Source organism: Mucilaginibacter sp. P5_A4, assembly GCF_056400605.1.
On record NZ_JBFUKX010000156.1, the window covers coordinates 1 to 930 of the forward strand.

The window sequence follows — 930 nt, forward strand, 5'->3', positions numbered from 1 at the left end:
ATCCACCGCCCTGGTCAATCGGTTTTGTTAAGAAACTAAGCGGTTTAATTATTTATTTAATTATTGTAATAAATCTAAGCAAATTTATGAACCACCAACATTTTACTATTCGAGATAATAAAGAATGGGATGCCTATACCAGTAAGTCATTAATGCATGAGATTTTTCATACATGGCACTACCATTCTTTAAATAAAGAAGGTGAATCAATGCTGTTTGTGTATGAGGAAAAGGATATTTTCATCGCATTGCCGGTGATCAAAAGAAAGATCGAAAATTCTTTATTTTTTGATATGACTTCTGTATACGGTTATTGCGGACCAATATCAAATATCGATCTGTCAAATTTACCGCCGCCAACAACTTCACATTTTAAAACTGCTTTTTCAAATTTTATGCGGGAAGAAAACGCGGTTTGTATATTTTCAAGACTTCATCCATTCCTTAATCAGCATCATATATTGGAAAGTATTGGCGGATTAAAAGAAAATGGAACAACCTTGTATATGGATCTTTCATTATCTATTGAAGATCAAAGGAGCAGATATGATAAAAGGCTTTCGCGCCAGATAAGAAAAATGCGCGAAAAAGGCTATTTAATCAAGGAACTTAATAGCAAAGAGGGTATTAAAAAATTTACCGAAATGTATTACAAAAATATGGATCGGGTAAATGCTTCACCAAATTATTATTTTGATGAACAATACTTCGAGGATCTTCTTAACATGAAGGGTTTTGATAATAAACTCATTCTTATTTATGATGGATCAGAGCTTATTTGCGGCGCACTCATCTTATTATCAGATAGTATTATCCGAAATCATCTTTCGGCAACTTCCCCGGATTATTTGAAAGAATCCCCAAGCAAACTTTTGACCGACGAAATAAGCATGATTGGCAGAAGGCTTGGAAAAAAAATATTTCATCTTG

The 930-nt window shown here is 33.3% G+C and carries 1 protein-coding gene; it reads left to right on the forward strand.

Translation table 11 applies throughout. From position 1 onward, the window contains the following. Positions 1 to 86 precede the first annotated feature (86 nt). Positions 87 to 930: GNAT family N-acetyltransferase (locus AC1DQW_RS27780; RefSeq protein WP_477457036.1), on the forward strand; the 844-nt coding region annotated here is incomplete at its 3' end.